A 14,451-nucleotide genomic window follows, 5' to 3' on the forward strand; every position below is an offset into this window, starting at 1 on the left:
TCCAGGAGGAATACATGTCCACTTTCCAGGCCCTCACGGCCGTTCTCGACGAGGACTCGATCCGCGCAGAGTTCGCCGACCGCGAGCGGCAGCCCCTTAGTCCAGGCGACCTGCGTCTCGAGATCGCCTATTCGAGTGTGAACTTCAAAGACGCTCTCGCATTCGCGCCTCGCGGGGGAGTGGTCCGCAACTACCCGATCGTCCCGGGAATCGATATCGCAGGTGTGGTCACCGAGTCGGCGTCACCAGACTTCGCGGTCGGCGACCACGTGATCGCCCATGGTTACGAGATCGGCACCGCTCGCGATGGTGGTTACGCTCAGGAATCTGTGGTTCCGGCCGACTGGGCGGTGAAGCTGGAGACCCTGACATTGCGCGAGGCCGCCACGATCGGCACCGCGGGTTTCACTGCTGCGATGAGCGTTGCCGCAATTCTCGACTGGGGCGTCGCGCCTGCTTCGGGGCCGGTGATTGTCACCGGCGCCACCGGTGGAGTGGGTTCGGCGAGTATCGATCTGCTGGCCGCAAAGGGATTCGACGTGGTCGCGTCGACGGGGAAGTCGACAGAGGCAGACCGTTTGCGCGCATACGGCGCGAGTGAGGTCATCGGTCGTCTGCCCTTGGATCCGGACGCTAAGCCGCGCCCCCTCGGCCGTGCGCGGTGGGCCGCGGCGGTGGACTGCGTCGGGGGCGCCACGCTGGCCGACATTCTCAGTACCACTCACTACGGAGGCGTGGTCGCGGCCAGCGGACTGACGGGCGGCGCCCAGCTCAGTACCACGGTCATGCCGTTCATTCTGCGCGGAGTCGGCCTTCTCGGCATCGACTCGGTGCAGATGCCGATCGATCGTCGGCGTGCACTGTGGCGTCGGATCGAAACCGAATTGAAGCCGCGCAACCTGGACTCGATCGGAGTCGGTGTGCACATCGGGGAAGTGCCGGACGTCGTCGAACGCCTGCGTCGAGGTGAGTTCACCGGACGCGCGGTGATCGACATGAGCCGGGGGTGGCCGTGATGGAACTGCTGAACGCATCGGTACCGCGCCTGGAGCCCGGTCGGGTGAAAGTGCGCGCCGCACGCCGTGGCGAGTTGCTCGAGGGCGACGGACTGCTGTCGTGGTTCGTCAGCCAGGACGGAAGCATCTCCCTGGTACACAACTTCACCCCGACCACCCTCCGTGACGACACGCTGGTGGGCGCGCTCTCCTCGTTGGTCGACATCGGGGCTCTGGCGGGACAGGCCGAGTTCGAAGCGGCGGCCGTGGAGATCATCCAGACGTCCGGCCCTACGGCGTCGCAAGGATGGAAGGCCTTCTACGACAACACCCTTCGCAGTCTCAGTGACGGCACAGCGGCCTTCGCACCGATCCACCGACGTGCGCGGTCGCTCGTCGAGGGCGAATCGGTTCTCGAGGTCGGCAGTTGCTTCGGCTTTCTCGCTATCCAGTTCGCGCGGGACGGCAGAGCCGTCTCCGCATGCGATGTGAGTCCCGGTGCGATCTCGTTGTTGGACGACGCGTCGCGTCGGTACGGGCTGAGCGTGAACTGTGAAGTCGCAGACGCGACTGCACTGCCTTATCCGAGCGCGAGCGTCGACACGGTGACTCTGATCCACCTCCTCGAGCACCTGGAGTCGGCAGAGGTGCTCGCCGCGGTCTCCGAGGCCCTCCGAGTCGCTCGCCGCACGGTGGTCATTGCGGTGCCTCTCGAAGAGACGCCGAGCGAGCACTTCGGTCACCGGCAACGGGTCACGATGGAGACGCTTCATTCGTGGGCAGATCAGGTCGCACACGCAGGAGCGGAGGTATTCGCCGATCATGGCGGCTGGTTGGTGCTGAGGCCTGTTTCGGAACCAGTCCAGTCCTGACAGTCCTCCGGCCGGCCTAACGGCGACCGAGCACGATCAAGTCGAACTCGCTTCGGGTCTCCCGCGGCAACTGGGCGTTCCGGATCGCGGATTCGACGATCGCGTCGCACAGATCCTTGAGCTTGATGTTCTCCTGTTGTGATCGCCAGCGCAGCACGTCGAAGGCGTGCTCGGCGGTGACCCCGTAGACCACCATCAGCATCCCCTTGGCCTGCTCGATGGTGGCGTGCGACTGCCGGAAGTCTTCGATGTGCGCGGCCACCTCGGCGCGGACGGTCTCGTCGGGAACGGTGACGTCGACGTAGTAGCCCTCCGTGCCGATCGGGGTTCCCGACCCGCCGTCGAAGGTACGGCCGATCACGGTCACATCATGGACTCGCCCCTGCACGTCGATGATTCGGTGGCGGCTGGACAGGTGCGTGTGTTCCCGGTGCACCCGGGTCAGTTGGTATTCGAAGGCACCGCGGTCGTCGGGGTGCTTATGACTGATGATGAGTTCCGTGGTCGGTTTCACGCTGCCGGGCCGATAACCGTGCATGCGAGCCACCTCGTCGGACCATTCCCATTCGTCGGTCGCGAACAGATACCGGAAACTGCCGACCCGGGAGTCCTGGGAGTGCTCAGTGGTGTCCCCGGTCATCACAGCCCCTTCTCGGGTTGCGGTCCGCGCACGCACGAAGCGTTTGGCGACCCAATCATTCGGATGCGAACGATGTGAGTTCAACATCTACCACGCGGACGGGGCTCGTACCCGGCGTCGGCGTCAGTCGGCGCCGGGGCGGACCGTCACGACGTCGTCGTCGACGGAGACGACGTCGCACCACGGGATCAGCCGGGACCCGCGCTCGCGCCACCTCAAGAGCCGCGCGATGATCGACGGCCGCACGCCGTCGAACCGGTACGAGCCGAAGAACGAGGCTCGAGGCCGCAGGCCGACGACGAGTCCGGCGATCAGCAATGCGCCGCCGTCGTCCTCCCGCAGGCGCACATCCATCACCCGTCCGATCGATCGGCCGTCGCACCGGACCTGCGTGCCGAGGAGTGTCGAGGCCCTCATCGCCGGCCTCCGGAGCCGGGGATGCGGGAGACGATCTGATCGCGGAACCACCGTTCGGGCCAATTCGAGAGCAGGTCCTCTCCGCTGCCGGTCAGCTCGACCGTCACTCCCACGTCGGCGATCGCCTCCGCCGGGATCGATTCCAGCGCGGTGGTGTCCGGTGTTTGCGCCACCAGCCGGTCGAGCAGGGCCCGCCCGGTGAGCAGGGCCACCACTCGTGGCGTCTGCCCGCCGGGCGACATGTCGAACTCCACGTCGTCGACCACACCCACCGGCACGCCGTCACAGTCGATGATCTGGCGATCGAGGAGATGCACCCGTAGATCGAGGGTGCGTTCGGAGTCCGTCATCGGCCCGCTCCCGTCGCGATCATCAACGGGATCGCCGCCGCCGACGCCACGAGGACGACGCCGAGGAAGATCAGGCCGAAGAAGTTGGTGACCCGGCCGTTCACTTGGTCGCCCATGTACTCGGGATCGTTGGCCACCACGAGGATCGGCAGATAGGTCAGCGGCAGTGCCACCGCGGAGAAGACCACCGAGTACTCGGTGACGGCGATCGGATCGACGCCGGTGGCGAGAATCGCCGCGGCGATGAGGATGAACACGCCGATGGTCACGTGGAATCGGGCGGCCTCGCGCGGCGGGCGGGACGCCCCCCACGACCACCCGGCGTACTGGGCCAGTGCGTAACCGGTCGACAGGGCCGTCTCGAGTGCGGCGCCAGTGGTCGCCGCGAGGATTCCGACCAGCGCGAAGCCGACTGCGACCAGGCCCCCGGCCTGCGCCACCGGAAGCATCAGTGCCGACAGGGAGTCGACCTCGACCGACATCGGCTGGAAGGCCACCGCAGTGACACCCATGATCGCGAGGGCGCCGAGACCGCCGAGCGGGAATCCGACGAAGACGTTCAGCCGCATGCGCCGCAAGTCGCGGGCTCCCCAGCGTTCCTCCACACCGCCCGACGAGAAGAAGAAGACTTCGTACGGTGTCATCGCGGCGCCGAACAGCGCGATGGCGTAGTACCAGTACGCCGGAACCGTCTCGTCTTGCGGCACCGCGGGAACCAGATCGCCGGCGAGCTCCGGCGCCGGCCGCAACAGGAAGAAAACGACGGCGAAGACCATCAGGAACAGTCCGAGCAGACCGGTGACATTCTCCATCGCCGAATACTTCGCTCGCCAGAGGATGATCCAGACCCCGAAGGCTGCGACCGGGATCCAGAGGAAGGGCGCCACACCGCTGACCAGCTGCAGAACCAGCGCGATGCCGCCCAGTTCGGCCGTGAGGGTGAGGCCGGTGACCGCCAGCGAGGCGAGCAGGTTGAGCCCGCCGACTCGAGGTCCGAGACGCTCGCGAATGATCTCGAACGTCGCCCGGCCGCTGCACGCCACCACTCGCCCCGACATCTCGGCGAACAGGATGATGCCGACCACGCCCACCGGAACCACCCACGCGAGAGACAGACCGAACCGCGAGCCGACCACTCCGTCGGTGACGATGTCGCCGATGTCGAGAAACCCACCGATCGCGGTGAGGATCCCGAGTGACGCGGACGTGATGCGAATCTTGTTCTGCTGCAACATCATCGACCACCACTGACGTCTTCGGACAGCGTGTCGAGGCCGGATGCGACCCGCTCGAGCCGACGTTGCGCGGACTTCGCGGCCGCGGATCCCGGGTCGCCGAGCAGCACGCCGCGAGCCTCCACCGCGGCTTCGACCGACGAGGCCAGAGCCGCGTGCACTCGCGCCCGGACCCGCTCGTCATCCGCCGACTCGACCTTCAGCGCGACGATGATCCCCTGAGCTTCGAGCGCATGCGAGACGGCGTCGTCGAGCACGACGCGGGCGGTGGGGCGCAGCAGGTTCCGCTGATTCCACTCGTCGATTCCCCAGGCTGCGGTCAGCACCGCCGACCTCGAGCTGCGCAGCGATTCGGCGAACTCACCCGCCGGTCCTCCCGGAGCACTGGCGCAGGCGCAGATCCCCACCGCGGTCACGATCGCGCAGACGGCTGCCACCGTGCGCCGCGCAGTCCTCCGCCGTCGTGACGGCGTACCGGTCACCGGCACCCGATCAGGCGATCTGGGTGCGCAGCTGACCCAGCGAGGACGCCAGAAGACGAGAGACGTGCATCTGAGAGATACCCATTCGCCGCGCGATGTCGCTTTGTGAACGACGCTCGAAGAACCTCATGCCGACGATCCGCCGGTTCCGTTCGGGGAGGCGGCGCAAGGCCGGCCGGAGAGTGAGCGAGCGTTCCACTTGCTCGTAGCCGGGCTCGTCGGAGCCGACCGTCTCGAGCAGCGAGCGTGCGTCGTCGGTACCCGACGTGCTGCCGTCGAGAGAGACGGTGGACTGCGCGGCCGACGCGGCCTGCGCACGTCGTACAGCGGACTCCGGCTCGTCGAGCGCCTCGGCGATCTCGGCGACGCCGGGCATGCGTCCGTGTGCCTGGGCGAAGGACTCCTCGGCCTCCCTGATTCGGCTGCGGAGTTCACCGGCGCTGCGTGGAATCCGGATCGACGCCGATCGGTCGCGGAAGTGCCGTCGCACCTCGCCGGTGATGGTCGGTACCGCGAAGGACAGGAAGTCGGTCCCCATCGAGGGATCGAATCGGTCCACCGCGTGCACCAGCCCCACGCGCGCCACCTGGATCAGGTCGTCCATCGACTCTCCGCGTTCGCGGTACCGCTGGGCGATGTGTCCGGCCAGCGGCAGACAGGCTTCGATCGCCTCGTCGCGGAGACGGTCGTTCCGCGGGTCGGTGACGGGGATGTCCGCGCGTCGGCGCAGAAGTTCACGGACACGGTGGTACTCGTCGGTCATCTGCTGAGCTCCTTTGATCGCACTCTCGCCGTCGCGCGGCGGGTCCGAAAAAGGAGCGGCCGCGCGCGGCGGATCGGAGAGTTCTTGCTCGACGAGAGCGGGAGAATCCGCCGCTCAATCGTCTGCGGGAACCCGGCTGTGCGTTCAACCGAGTGATATCGACCCTACCGACCGGGCAGGTCCGCGACAACCGCTTGAAGGGATCAATCCTTCTTTCGCGCCGAACGCGTCGCCTTGCGGTTCGCCTTCTCGATGGCGTCGACGAGTTCCGCCTTCCGCATACGCGACCGACCCCGGATGTCGAGCTTGCGGGCGACGTTCATCAGATGCTCCTTGGTGGCCTTGGTGTCCACTCCGCCGGCGCTCCTGCCCGATGGATTGGGCCCGCCGCTCTCGTCGCGGGAGTCGGACGGTCCGCGCCTGCTCTTGGCCTCCCAGTGGTCGCCGACCTTCTCGAACGAGTGCTTCAGCGCGCTGTAGGCCACCCGATGCGCTCGCTCTTCCGAGCCGTACTCCTCGAGCGCCGCATCATGGGCCTCGGCGAAGGTGCGCTGAGCCTTGGCGGGCGATCGTTTGATCGTGTCGGGGAGTTCGGACTTCTTCGGTCGGTTCTTCTCATCGGTCTTGGGCATGACCGTCACCTTCCTCTCGGATCAGCCGGGCAGTGTCTCGCCGCCGGTGGGCGCGAGAACCTCTCCCGTGTAGTACGACGACAAGCGGTCTGCGGCGAAGAAGACGTACGAGGGCGCGATCTCATCCGGCTCCGCGGCGCGGCCGTACGGGGCCTGCTCGCCGAACCCCTCGACCTGGTCGGGAGGCATGGTGGCCGGGATCAGCGGTGTCCAGACGGGACCGGGCGCGACGCAGTTCACCCGGATCTCGCGATCGAGCAGGGCCTGCGCGAGCGAGAAGGTGAGGGCGTGCACCGCGCCCTTCGCGGCCGAATAATCGATGAGCTTGCGGTTTCCCCGCAGACCGTTGATCGAGCCGGTGTTCACCACCGTCCCGCCCGGCGTCAGATGCTCGAGAGCCGCATGAGTGGTGTGGAAGACGGCCGCGACGTCGACGGCGAAGGTACGGTTCCACTGCTCTGCAGTCAGCTCCGCGAAATCGTCCACCACCGTCTGAGTGCCCGCGTTGTTCACCAGCAGGTCCAGGCCGCCGAGGGCGTCGACGGTGCCGTCGACGATCCGGCGGCATTCGGCGGCCTCGCCCAGATCGGCTCGCAGGGCGACGGCGCGTCGTCCGGTCTGTTCGACCAACGCGACGGTGTGCTCCGCGTCCGCGTCCTCAGACAGGTAGGCGATCGCGACGTCGGCGCCCTCCTTCGCGAAGGCGACGGCCACCGCGCGTCCGATGCCCGAGTCGCCGCCGGTGACCAGTGCGCGCCGGCCCTCGAGCAGACCGCTCCCGACATAGCCGCGCATCTCGTCCTTCGGCTGCGGATCCATGTCCGCGGTGTCGCCGGGATACGCGATGTTCTGCCGCGGCGCGCCCGCGCCGCTGCGTTCGGTGCTTGCGTTCATGGTCGAGGCTTCCCGGTACGCCCGCTTCTGAAACATTCGCCAGTGAGCCCGACGGTACTCGGCCGCCGCCGTCGGATCCGCGGAATCGCGGGTACGTCGAACAGCCGACACGTACCGTCGACGAACATGAGATCGGGTATTCGCGGAACACTGGCGGGCCGAATCTTCGTGCTGGTGGCGCTGGTGGGGACGACCCTGGCGCTCGTGCCGGGGACCACTCGGGCGGCGCTGTCGAACTCGGCGGGTTCGGTGATCGACGTGGTGACCCGACCGCCCGGCTGGCGCGGTCTCCAGAACGGCCGCGCCATCGACTACTGGACTCAGGACCCGCAGGGACGACCGGTACCGACCAGCGGCGCACTGTTCGTACCGGCCGGACCGGCGCCGAAGGGCGGCTGGCCGGTGGTGGCGTACACGCACGGCACCTCCGGATACGGTCCCGGCTGCGGAGGCCAGAGCGCACCGGACGCCGAGCCGAATCGGTACATCACCCGCCTCGTGCACTCCGGCTACGCCGTGGTCGCCACCGACTACGTGGGCTTGGGCCGCTTCGATACAGGCGTTCACCCCTACCTGAACACTCGCAGTGAGTCCGCCGCGACCATCGACATGCTGCGCGCGGCCCGCAGCGTCGAACCCGCGCTCTCGAACCGCTGGGCCGTGACGGGCGATTCGCAGGGTGGCCAGGCCGCACTGGCGACCGCGCATCGACAGCGGTGGTACGGCCCGCGCACGGACTTCCGCGGCACCGTCTCCCTCGATCCGGAGTCGGACGTCGAGAAGGTCATGCCCTTCCTCGGCCCGTACATCCCGGCGATGCCGACACCGCTGAACGGCTCGTACAACTTCCTGCTCGCGATTCTCGCGGGCCTGCGAGCGGCCGACCCCGCTGCGGACGTGAACACCTATCTCAACCCGAAGGGAGAGGCGCTCGTCGATCAGGTCGGCCGGACATGCGACGGTCCGGCCGTCGACCCGGGGATCGCCTTCGGTTCGCTGCTGTCGCGGCCGCTGGGCACCGGGCCGCTGGCACCCGCGCTGATGAAGTACATGGCGGTGCCGGTGTCGGGATACGACGCGCCGATACTGCTCCTGCTCAACACTCGGGACACCACCGTGCCGTCACCGCTGCACGCCAAGCTCGCGGCGGACTTCGCACTCAATCGAGTCGATTACCGAATGGTGGTGGGCAACGGCTCACACACCGACATGGACGCCGCCCAGTGGGCAGCGTTCGACCGCTTCTTCGCGACTCACTTGAAGCGAGTCTGAGTCAGATCAGAATCCACAGGTACGCGAGCAGGCCCAGGACCACGAAGACGATCCACAGCCATCCGATGATGATGGCGGCGGTCGCGAACTCGCGGCCGAGCTGCCGCTTCGCATCGATCTGCCTGCGGGTCTTGTAGCCCAGCCAGATGCCGACCGGCGACAGCAGACCGATCGCGGACAGGACGAAGGCGATCACCGCGTTCCAGTTCAACGGGGCGGCGACTGACGATCGAGCGGTCGATGCGTTGGTCACGGGCTGGGAGTCCTTGTCGGTGACGGGCGACGGCTTGGCCGGTGCGGGCGCGCCGGCCGCCGGAAGGGCGGTGGTGGGGTCGGGTCGCTGCTGATCACCGACCGCCGAGTAAGCGAGTGCGGGTCCCGCACCGGGGCGTTGACCGCCGGTGGGGGGAAGAGGGCTGTTCGGCGGCGGAGAGCCCGCCGGCCGTTGCTGCGCCGGAGGCGGGGGAACGCTGCCCGGCCGGGGCGGTGCCGCGCTCGGAGACGGACCTCCCGGCCGGGCCGCCGACGGCGCCGGACTGCCGGTGGGCCGGACCGTCGGCGGTGGCGTGGGCGCCTGCGGAGTGGGGGTCGGTGCACTTGCGTGACTCGGCCGCCCCGGCGGGCCGGCGGGAGCGGGTCGCTGCCCGGGTGCCGTGTTGGGGGCGACCGGCGGCTTCTCCCACGGCGCGGCCTGCCGGCCGGGCTGCGGGGTCGGCGGTGCCGGGGGCGTCGAACCCGGTCCCGGAGCGGGATTCGGGCTCTGATCGCGCGAGTCGTCGGAAGTCACGATCTACAAATTACCTGTCGGCGGTCAGTCACCGCTCCCGCGCACGTCTTCGATACGCGGTACCGCGGCGGCGACGGGCGGATGCGCGGTCCGCGACCGACGCAGCACCACGGTGATGGCGGTCAGCAGGAGAAGCAGCGTGGAGGCGAGGGCGACCAGGAGTTTGTTCGGCATCCGTCCAGCGTGCCAGGAGGCACCCGGTGCACGCCACTGCCGGTCACGGTCGGCGCCGACGTGGTTTCATGGAGCGTGTGAGTGAGCAGAACAAGACCGCGACCCTGCACACCAATCGCGGCGACATCGTCATCGAACTCTTCCCCAACCACGCGCCCGTGACCGTCGAGAACTTCGTCGGGCTGGCCGACGGCTCCAAGGAGTACTCCACCCAGAACGCGAAGGGCGGCACCAGCGGGCCGTTCTACGACGGGGCCGTCTTCCACCGCGTGATCGACGGATTCATGATCCAGGGCGGCGACCCGACCGGCACCGGCCGCGGCGGCCCGGGCTACCAGTTCAAGGACGAGTTCCACCCGGAGCTCCAGTTCGACCGCCCGTACCTGCTCGCGATGGCCAACGCGGGACCCGGCACCAACGGCTCGCAGTTCTTCATCACCGTCGGCCCGACCCCGCACCTGAACCGTCGCCACACCATCTTCGGCGAGGTCAAGGACCCGGCGTCGCAGGCCGTCGTCGACGCGATCGCGACCACCGCGACCGACCGCATGGACCGTCCGGTCGACGCCGTCGTGATCGAGAGCGTCGAGCTCAGCTGAACTTGACCCAGACCTGTTACCGGCACCCCGACCGCCCGACAGCGCTGTCCTGCACACGCTGCGGGCGGTCGGCCTGTCCGGACTGCCTCCGGCCCGCCTCCGTCGGGCAGCACTGCGTCGACTGCGTGAACGAGGCCAACGCCACCGCCCGAGTACGGACCGACGCTCCCGTCGTCGACGCCTCGGCCGCCGCCCGCAGACCGATCGTCACGTACGGTCTCATCGCGGTGAATCTGGCGGCCTTCATCGCTGTGGTGCTGCAGGCGGGCGGGACGTCGAACCTGCTCGTGAAGTCGAGCATCATGCAGCAGGGCGCCCTGGTCACCGGACTCGGTCTCGAGAACGAGTACTGGCGACTGCTGACTTCCGGCTTTCTGCACTGGTCGATCCTGCATGTGGCGATGAACATGATCTCGCTGTACCTGATCGGCGCCGATCTCGAACGCGTCCTCGGTCCGGCCCGCTATCTCGCGGTCTACCTGATCGGCCTCTTCGGCGGCAGTGCGGCGGTGGTGGCGCTGGGTCCGGAACTCGCTGCGACCGCCGGCGCGTCGGGTGCGATCTACGGCCTTCTGGGTGCGCTGCTGATCGTGGTCATCCGGCTCAAACTGCCCGCGACCACGCTGATCACGGTGATCGTGCTGAACGTGGTGCTCTCGCTCAGCATTCCGGGTATCTCGATCTGGGCGCACTTCGGCGGTTTCGTCTTCGGAGCGGCGAGCGCGGCCGCGATCATCTGGCTCCCGGTCAAGGTACTGCCGCCCGAGAAGCGGACGTATCAGCAGGTCACGCGCGTCGGGTGGATCGGTCTCGCGGCGCTTCTCGTGATCGCGCTGGCGATCGGAACCGGGTTCGCCGCAGCCATCGGCTGAGCGCTTCGGCTCTCAGTTCGTCGAGTCCTTCACCGGCAGGCCCGCGGCGCGCAGCTTCTCGGCCACGGCTGCCGGCTCCTCGCCGAGATCCCACCGGCCGAACACCAGCAGGCGGTCGTCCGGCAGGTCGATCACCAGTTGGCGTCTGCGTCCCACGATCCGCCGCGTGGTCAGCACCGACACCGCGGCGATATCGCCTGATCCGAGGCGGACGGTTCCCCGGAGCGTTCGCACTTCCAACTCCGGACCGTCGAGCAGGACCAGCCGCGGTCTGCGGAGCAGGGAGACCGCGCCGGAGACGATCAACGCCACCGCGGCCAGCCCGATGAAGACCATTGCGGGCGGTTCGGCGTACGACGCGGCCGCCGCGGCGCCCAGCGCGAGGCCCGCTCCCACGAGTGCGAGGGCGGCGGGAAGCGGCGTCGCCCACTGTTCATGCACAGCCAAGTCGTTGTTATCCACAGGATCTATCCACAGTGGGGATGAATAACATGTGTGTCATTTCGGCAGCGGCAGTCGCGACCTGGGACTTCGTCGTTTCGGCAGCGGTCAGCGCCAACCCATGGTCATCAACAGGCCGACGACCATGAAGCCGAATCCGATCAGCATGTTCCACGGGCCGAGCGAGGTCATCCAGTCGAGCGCCGAGTACTTCGCCGTCGACGCGCCGAGGTAGTACACCATCAACCAGACCAGACCGATGAGCATCAGGCCGAACATGACGATCTGGTACCAGAGGCCGGACGGTCCCGCCTTCACCTTCACCGGAGTGCGGCTCGCGGTGTTGATGGTGTAGTCGGTCTTCTTCCGGACTTTTGACTTAGGCATATGTCTACGGTAACTGAGTCGAAGCCCAGGTGGGGAACCCGTTAATCTGGACGACGTGCGCATCCTCGTCATCGACAACTACGACAGCTTCGTCTACAACCTGGTCCAGTATCTGGGTCAGCTGGGTGTGGACGCCGTCGTGTGGCGCAACGACGACGAGCAGCTGGCCGACCTGCAGAAGGTGGTCGGTGAATTCGACGGAATCCTGCTGAGCCCCGGACCCGGAACCCCCGACCGTGCGGGTGCCACCGAGCCGATCATTCCGGTCGCGGCTGCCGCGGGCACCCCGATTCTGGGCGTCTGCCTCGGCCACCAGGCGATCGGGGAGGCGTTCGGCGCCACCGTCACCCGGGCTTCCGAACTCCTTCACGGCAAGACCTCGCTCGTCTTGCACGACGGCGTGGGTGTGCTGGAGGGACTGCCGCAGCCCTTCGTCGCGACCCGGTACCACTCGCTGACCGTGGCACCGGAGACGATCCCGGACGAACTGGAGGTGACCGGCCGCACCGAGACCGGCATCGTCATGGCGATGCGGCACCGGGAGCTGCCGATCCACGGAGTGCAGTTCCACCCGGAGAGCGTGCTGACGCAGGGCGGTCACCGGATGCTGGCGAACTGGCTCCGGATCTGCGGCCTCACAGTTCCCGAGGGCAGGGTCGCCGAACTCGAAGATCAGATGGCGAAGGCGCTGGCCGGCGCCGAGTAGCCGGCGTCCCGGTCAGCCGGGGAGCAGGCTCGCCCGGCCGATGACCACCGACACCGTCGCGTTCTTGCGCAGCTTGCTGCCCGCGGCCGGGCTCTGCGAGATGACCTTGCCGTCGTCCTTGCTGGCGAGACCGACGCCGCGCTCGCTGGAGCTGAGAGTGTTCGGCTCCCAGCCCGCGTCCTCGAGCGCCCGCTGGGCGTCCTCGAGACTCTTGCCGCGCAGATCCGGCATCACGAACATGTTGCCGCGCGAGACCTGAACCTGGATCACGCTGCCGACCTCCACCGTCGCTCCGGGGTTGGGCGAGGTGCTGACCACCTGTCCCGCCGGAAGCTCGGAATCGACCTGCACGGTCTTCATCTCCAGTTGGAGCTGGTCGAGCACGTTCTGGGCCTGGCCGGAAGTCTGGCCGCGCAGGTCCGGAAGGGTGACCTCCTTGGGGCCGGTACCGATGTACAGGATCACCGGTGCGTTCACCGCCGCGGGAATGCCCGTGCGCGGATTGGTCCGGACCACCTTGTCCTTGAGCGCGACCGTGGATTCGGAGTTCTGCGTCTTCACCTCGGTGAATCCGAGCACCTTGAGAGCTTCGGTGGCCTCGTCGGCGGATTTGCCGCGCAGATCGGGGATGGGCTGTCGCTGGGGCCCGGACGAGATGTACAGCGTCACCTCGGAGCCCTTGGGGGTCGGGACGTCGTCGCCGGGCGCCGTCCGGGTGGCCAGGCCCGCCGCGATGTCGGTGCTGGCCTCCTCGGTCCGCTTCACCGTGAAGCCGGCCTGCTCCAGGTTCGCCTGTGCGGCGTCGGCGGCCAGGCCGGCGACTTTCGGAACGGCGATGAGCGGCGCCGTGGTCTTCCACGGCGACCACGCGAACAGACTGATCAGGAGCACGACGATCGCAGCGATAGCGATCGCCACCTGCACGCGCCCGCGCCGCAGCAGACCGCCGCGTCCTCCGGTCTCCTCCTCATCGCCGTCGTCTCCGGTTCCGCGACGGCTGGGCAGGGTCTCGTTGCGCACCGCGAGGCGCGGCGACTCGATGAGGGCGGTCTGCTCCTCGTCGGTCAGCAGCATCGGCGCGGACGGTTTGCCGCCGGCGAGGACCTTGATGAGGTCGGCGCGGAAATCGGCCGCGGTCTGGTACCGGTTGGCCGGGTTCTTGCTCATCGCCTTCATGATCACCGAATCGAGTTCGGGGGTGATCTCCGGCCGGATCGACGACGGGCGCCGCGGATCCTCGTGCACGTGCTGGTGGGCGACGGCGATCGGCGAGTCACCGGTGAACGGCGGTTCTCCGGTGACGAGTTCGAACAGCACGCAGCCCATCGAGTAGATGTCGCTGCGGGGATCGACCTTGATGCCGCGCGCCTGCTCGGGCGAGAGGTACTGCGCCGTCCCCATCACCGCGGACGTCTGCGTCATGGTCGCCGACGTATCGTCCATGGCGCGGGCGATGCCGAAGTCCATCACTTTCACCGCGCCCGTGCGGTCGATCATCACGTTGGCCGGCTTCATGTCGCGGTGGACGATGTTGTTCCGGTGCGAGAAGTCCATGGCCGCGGCCACGTCGGCCATCCAGGTCATCGCCTGCTTCTGCGCGATGTGTCCCGACGAGCGCAGCAGATCCCGCAGAGTCTCACCCTCCACGTACTCCATGACGATGAACGGCAGCGGGCCCTCGTCGGTCTCCGCTTCGCCGGTGTCGAAGACCTGCACGATGCTCGGGTGGTTCAGCTTCGCGGCGTTCTGCGCTTCGCGGCGGAACCGCAGATAGAACGTGGGGTCCCGGGCGAGATCGGCACGCAGGACCTTGATGGCCACGTCACGGTGCAGCAGCAGGTCGCGCGCGAACTGCACCTCGGACATACCGCCGAAACCGAGTGTCTCACCCAGCTCGTAGCGGTCAGAGAGATAGTGCGGATCGATCATGATC

19 protein-coding genes are annotated in these 14,451 nt (G+C 67.8%); 6 read left to right on the top strand and 13 right to left on the bottom strand.

Annotated elements, in window-relative coordinates; translation table 11 throughout:
• The first annotated feature begins 14 nt into the window (after positions 1 to 14).
• Both ACK8HH_RS00455 and mftM read left to right on the top strand, forming a co-directional pair.
• Complete coding sequence (locus tag ACK8HH_RS00455) at positions 15 to 1,016, top strand: acryloyl-CoA reductase (protein ID WP_006896793.1); 1,002 nt, start codon at positions 15 to 17, stop codon at positions 1,014 to 1,016.
• Positions 1,007 to 1,867, top strand: coding sequence for a mycofactocin oligosaccharide methyltransferase MftM (gene mftM, locus ACK8HH_RS00460; protein ID WP_006896794.1), 861 nt, complete (start codon positions 1,007 to 1,009; stop codon positions 1,865 to 1,867). The genes ACK8HH_RS00455 and mftM overlap by 10 nt, the downstream gene beginning before the upstream one ends.
• Positions 1,868 to 1,883: 16 nt before the next feature.
• Here the strand turns inward: mftM and ACK8HH_RS00465 are convergent, their stop codons facing one another.
• The 8 genes from ACK8HH_RS00465 to ACK8HH_RS00500 form a co-directional block, all read right to left on the bottom strand.
• Complete coding sequence (locus tag ACK8HH_RS00465) at positions 1,884 to 2,507, bottom strand: PAS and ANTAR domain-containing protein (RefSeq protein WP_006896795.1); 624 nt, start codon at positions 2,505 to 2,507, stop codon at positions 1,884 to 1,886.
• A gap of 123 nt (positions 2,508 to 2,630) precedes the next feature.
• A complete protein-coding gene (locus ACK8HH_RS00470; protein ID WP_278125601.1) occupies positions 2,631 to 2,924 on the bottom strand; it encodes a PRC-barrel domain-containing protein in 294 nt (97 codons plus the stop codon).
• On the bottom strand, positions 2,921 to 3,274 hold the full coding sequence (locus ACK8HH_RS00475; RefSeq protein ID WP_006896797.1) for a hypothetical protein: 354 nt from the start codon (positions 3,272 to 3,274) through the stop codon (positions 2,921 to 2,923). The genes ACK8HH_RS00470 and ACK8HH_RS00475 overlap by 4 nt, the downstream gene beginning before the upstream one ends.
• Positions 3,271 to 4,509 carry an NRAMP family divalent metal transporter gene (locus tag ACK8HH_RS00480; RefSeq protein ID WP_045538790.1) on the bottom strand — a complete coding sequence of 413 codons (1,239 nt, stop codon included), beginning with the start codon at positions 4,507 to 4,509 and terminating at the stop codon, positions 3,271 to 3,273. Before ACK8HH_RS00480 ends, ACK8HH_RS00475 begins: the two co-directional genes overlap by 4 nt.
• Entirely contained in the window at positions 4,509 to 4,946 is a 438-nt protein-coding gene (locus ACK8HH_RS00485) for a hypothetical protein (protein ID WP_045538779.1), read from the bottom strand. Before ACK8HH_RS00485 ends, ACK8HH_RS00480 begins: the two co-directional genes overlap by 1 nt.
• 55 nt (positions 4,947 to 5,001) lie before the next feature.
• The gene (locus ACK8HH_RS00490; RefSeq protein WP_278125605.1) at positions 5,002 to 5,754 is read right to left on the bottom strand and encodes a SigB/SigF/SigG family RNA polymerase sigma factor; all 753 of its coding nucleotides are present in this window, start codon (positions 5,752 to 5,754) and stop codon (positions 5,002 to 5,004) included.
• A 203-nt stretch (positions 5,755 to 5,957) separates the two neighbouring features.
• Positions 5,958 to 6,386, bottom strand: coding sequence for a ChaB family protein (locus ACK8HH_RS00495; protein WP_412475459.1), 429 nt, complete (start codon positions 6,384 to 6,386; stop codon positions 5,958 to 5,960).
• Positions 6,387 to 6,407: 21 nt separating this feature from the next.
• Positions 6,408 to 7,280, bottom strand: a complete 873-nt coding sequence (locus ACK8HH_RS00500) for an SDR family oxidoreductase (protein WP_006896802.1) — start codon at positions 7,278 to 7,280, stop codon at positions 6,408 to 6,410.
• 126 nt (positions 7,281 to 7,406) lie between these two features.
• Between ACK8HH_RS00500 and ACK8HH_RS00505 the strand changes: the two genes are divergently transcribed.
• The gene (locus ACK8HH_RS00505; protein ID WP_412475460.1) at positions 7,407 to 8,552 is read left to right on the top strand and encodes an alpha/beta hydrolase family protein; all 1,146 of its coding nucleotides are present in this window, start codon (positions 7,407 to 7,409) and stop codon (positions 8,550 to 8,552) included.
• A gap of 1 nt (position 8,553) precedes the next feature.
• On the opposite strand, the gene ACK8HH_RS00510 is transcribed toward ACK8HH_RS00505, so the two are convergent.
• The gene (locus ACK8HH_RS00510) at positions 8,554 to 9,339 is read right to left on the bottom strand and encodes a DUF4190 domain-containing protein (protein WP_157225326.1); all 786 of its coding nucleotides are present in this window, start codon (positions 9,337 to 9,339) and stop codon (positions 8,554 to 8,556) included.
• Positions 9,340 to 9,363: 24 nt separating this feature from the next.
• Positions 9,364 to 9,513 (bottom strand): hypothetical protein, encoded by a 150-nt coding sequence (locus ACK8HH_RS00515; protein ID WP_169317717.1) that lies wholly within the window; start codon positions 9,511 to 9,513, stop codon positions 9,364 to 9,366.
• A gap of 68 nt (positions 9,514 to 9,581) precedes the next feature.
• Between ACK8HH_RS00515 and ACK8HH_RS00520 the strand changes: the two genes are divergently transcribed.
• Positions 9,582 to 10,112 (top strand): peptidylprolyl isomerase, encoded by a 531-nt coding sequence (locus ACK8HH_RS00520; protein ID WP_006896805.1) that lies wholly within the window; start codon positions 9,582 to 9,584, stop codon positions 10,110 to 10,112.
• Positions 10,113 to 10,237: 125 nt separating this feature from the next.
• A complete protein-coding gene (locus ACK8HH_RS00525) occupies positions 10,238 to 10,984 on the top strand; it encodes a rhomboid family intramembrane serine protease (protein WP_045540403.1) in 747 nt (248 codons plus the stop codon).
• A gap of 12 nt (positions 10,985 to 10,996) precedes the next feature.
• On the opposite strand, the gene ACK8HH_RS00530 is transcribed toward ACK8HH_RS00525, so the two are convergent.
• A complete protein-coding gene (locus ACK8HH_RS00530; protein WP_412475461.1) occupies positions 10,997 to 11,425 on the bottom strand; it encodes a PH domain-containing protein in 429 nt (142 codons plus the stop codon).
• A gap of 108 nt (positions 11,426 to 11,533) precedes the next feature.
• The gene (gene crgA / locus ACK8HH_RS00535; protein WP_006896808.1) at positions 11,534 to 11,812 is read right to left on the bottom strand and encodes a cell division protein CrgA; all 279 of its coding nucleotides are present in this window, start codon (positions 11,810 to 11,812) and stop codon (positions 11,534 to 11,536) included.
• A gap of 55 nt (positions 11,813 to 11,867) precedes the next feature.
• On the opposite strand from crgA, the gene ACK8HH_RS00540 reads away from it, so the two are divergent.
• Positions 11,868 to 12,518 carry an aminodeoxychorismate/anthranilate synthase component II gene (locus ACK8HH_RS00540; RefSeq protein ID WP_045540401.1) on the top strand — a complete coding sequence of 217 codons (651 nt, stop codon included), beginning with the start codon at positions 11,868 to 11,870 and terminating at the stop codon, positions 12,516 to 12,518.
• Positions 12,519 to 12,530: 12 nt separating this feature from the next.
• On the opposite strand, the gene pknB is transcribed toward ACK8HH_RS00540, so the two are convergent.
• On the bottom strand, positions 12,531 to 14,447 hold the full coding sequence (pknB, locus tag ACK8HH_RS00545; RefSeq protein ID WP_006896810.1) for a Stk1 family PASTA domain-containing Ser/Thr kinase: 1,917 nt from the start codon (positions 14,445 to 14,447) through the stop codon (positions 12,531 to 12,533).
• Between the last annotated feature and the right edge of the window lie 4 nt (positions 14,448 to 14,451).

It is taken from the genome of Gordonia sp. LUNF6 (assembly GCF_047041125.1).
GTDB lineage: Bacteria > Actinomycetota > Actinomycetes > Mycobacteriales > Mycobacteriaceae > Gordonia > Gordonia sihwensis.

Excerpts from the sequence above, each read along its gene's own strand:
- ACK8HH_RS00455 (WP_006896793.1), top strand. The coding sequence starts at position 15 with ATGTCCACTTTCCAGGCCCTCACGGCCGTTCTCGACGAGGACTCGATC.
- ACK8HH_RS00465 (WP_006896795.1), bottom strand. The coding sequence starts at position 2,507 with ATGACCGGGGACACCACTGAGCACTCCCAGGACTCCCGGGTCGGCAGT.
- ACK8HH_RS00470 (WP_278125601.1), bottom strand. The coding sequence starts at position 2,924 with ATGAGGGCCTCGACACTCCTCGGCACGCAGGTCCGGTGCGACGGCCGA.
- ACK8HH_RS00475 (WP_006896797.1), bottom strand. The coding sequence starts at position 3,274 with ATGACGGACTCCGAACGCACCCTCGATCTACGGGTGCATCTCCTCGAT.
- ACK8HH_RS00480 (WP_045538790.1), bottom strand. The coding sequence starts at position 4,509 with ATGTTGCAGCAGAACAAGATTCGCATCACGTCCGCGTCACTCGGGATC.
- ACK8HH_RS00490 (WP_278125605.1), bottom strand. The coding sequence starts at position 5,754 with ATGACCGACGAGTACCACCGTGTCCGTGAACTTCTGCGCCGACGCGCG.
- ACK8HH_RS00495 (WP_412475459.1), bottom strand. The coding sequence starts at position 6,386 with ATGCCCAAGACCGATGAGAAGAACCGACCGAAGAAGTCCGAACTCCCC.
- ACK8HH_RS00500 (WP_006896802.1), bottom strand. The coding sequence starts at position 7,280 with ATGAACGCAAGCACCGAACGCAGCGGCGCGGGCGCGCCGCGGCAGAAC.
- ACK8HH_RS00505 (WP_412475460.1), top strand. The coding sequence starts at position 7,407 with ATGAGATCGGGTATTCGCGGAACACTGGCGGGCCGAATCTTCGTGCTG.
- ACK8HH_RS00515 (WP_169317717.1), bottom strand. The coding sequence starts at position 9,513 with ATGCCGAACAAACTCCTGGTCGCCCTCGCCTCCACGCTGCTTCTCCTG.
- ACK8HH_RS00520 (WP_006896805.1), top strand. The coding sequence starts at position 9,582 with ATGGAGCGTGTGAGTGAGCAGAACAAGACCGCGACCCTGCACACCAAT.
- crgA (WP_006896808.1), bottom strand. The coding sequence starts at position 11,812 with ATGCCTAAGTCAAAAGTCCGGAAGAAGACCGACTACACCATCAACACC.
- pknB (WP_006896810.1), bottom strand. The coding sequence starts at position 14,447 with ATGATCGATCCGCACTATCTCTCTGACCGCTACGAGCTGGGTGAGACA.